The organism is Flavobacterium sp. GNP011 (assembly GCF_056428925.1).
This window is the reverse complement of sequence record NZ_JBWJVJ010000045.1, coordinates 1-1,664: the sequence shown is the minus strand read 5'-3', so window position 1 is coordinate 1,664 and position 1,664 is coordinate 1. Positions and strand designations below refer to the sequence as shown.

Annotated in this window: 1 protein-coding gene; it reads left to right on the top strand. The window is 31.9% G+C overall.

Features of this window, described 5'->3' with window-relative positions; all coding sequences use genetic code 11:
- On the top strand, positions 1 to 1,664 hold a 1,664-nt coding region (locus AC061E_RS16535), incomplete at both ends, for a TonB-dependent receptor domain-containing protein (RefSeq protein WP_478287239.1).

The window sequence follows — 1,664 nt, the reverse complement described above, 5'->3', positions numbered from 1 at the left end:
AGTATTAGGAACAAACGATGAAACATTAGCAATATTAGGAAATCCAGGATATGTTTTTAATGCGTTAGAAAATACAATACAATTTCAACAAAAATTTAAATACTATATTAATAATCATACTTTTAAAGGAGGGTTTAACTTTATAAGAGGTGATCATGAATTATTTGGTGGCGGAAATCCAAACGGTAATTACACTGTTAAATTAAATCAAGATCAGATAAATACACTTAACTCTAGCGGAGTTGGCAGTAATCTTTCTATTAATGATATTCCATCAAATGTGAATGTTTTAAATTATAATGTTGAATTAAGACCTGCTGCATTTGGAACTAATCAAGATATTTATTCTACTTACATTGAAGATTTATGGTCAGTTACCGATAAGATAAATCTAACTTTAGGTTTGAGGTATGATTACGATAATTTGTCAAAGGGAGGAAGTGATAAAGGTGATTCAAATAATATAGCACCAAGATTTAATTTCAATTATAAATTAACTAATAATAGCAGTGTTCGCGGTGGATATGGCATTGCCTACGATAAGATAAATTATGCTATATTCAGCGATGCGCTACAACAAAATACAAAGTCAGTAGATTACCGCACACAGTTACAACAATTTGTTAACCTAGGTATTCTACCAGCTAATACAAATTTAGATGCTGTTACTTTTAATGGCAATGTATCAGCAAATTTATCAAGTGTTCCTTACTTGCAAGGACCAAATGGCAGCTCTCTACAAAATCAAATAGAAGGTGCTTTTAGTAATGAACGACGAATTTTAAATCCCAATGGTTTTAAAAATCCGTTTTCAATACAATATTCATTAGGGTATCAATTACAGGTAGATCAGGATAAATTGTTTTATGTGGATTTTGTTCACAATCTAGGTAAAGATTTATTTCGTTTGAGAAACTTAAACGCAGCATCTGAATATTTAATAGATCCAACGAATGTAATTGTTAGAACTCCCGAACAAGCGGACGCTTCAAGACCTATACCTATAGTTAATAATTCTGCTACAATTAATGGTCAAACAATAACAGGCGTAGCAAGAAATGTCGTTATGACCGAATCAGAAGGGAAATCTAAATATTACGCAATGAGTTTAAACTATCAAAAAGCACGAGGTACTGATAATTATTCTTATCGTTTAAATTACACTTTATCATCCTTAAAAAATGATACAGAGGATATAAATTTTAGAGCTAAAGATGGAAATAACTATGGTAATGAGTGGGGACCATCTATTAATGATAGAACTCATAATATCAATGGTATCTACAGTTATTATCCTTTTACAGGTACTACTATAACATTGGCGGGTTTACTGCAAAGCGGACAGCCAATTAATAGAATTCCATTTGGATTTTCAACAACAGATTTAAACGGAGATGGATCTGGATTTAGCGATGCTTACCAAGGTAATAGTGATCGTTTTCCAGGTGAATCTAGGAACAATGATCGTCTGCCGTGGAATGCTACCTTTGATCTTGGATTACAACATCAAATTAAAATATCAGCAAATGGTAAATTAGAATTTAGAGCAGATATATTTAACTTACTTAATGCCGAAAATTTGAGCGGATATAGCAACAATGCTACGCAAAGTAATCAAATTCAAGGTGGTTCAGTAGCAAGTGGACTATTTACAAAAAGGAATG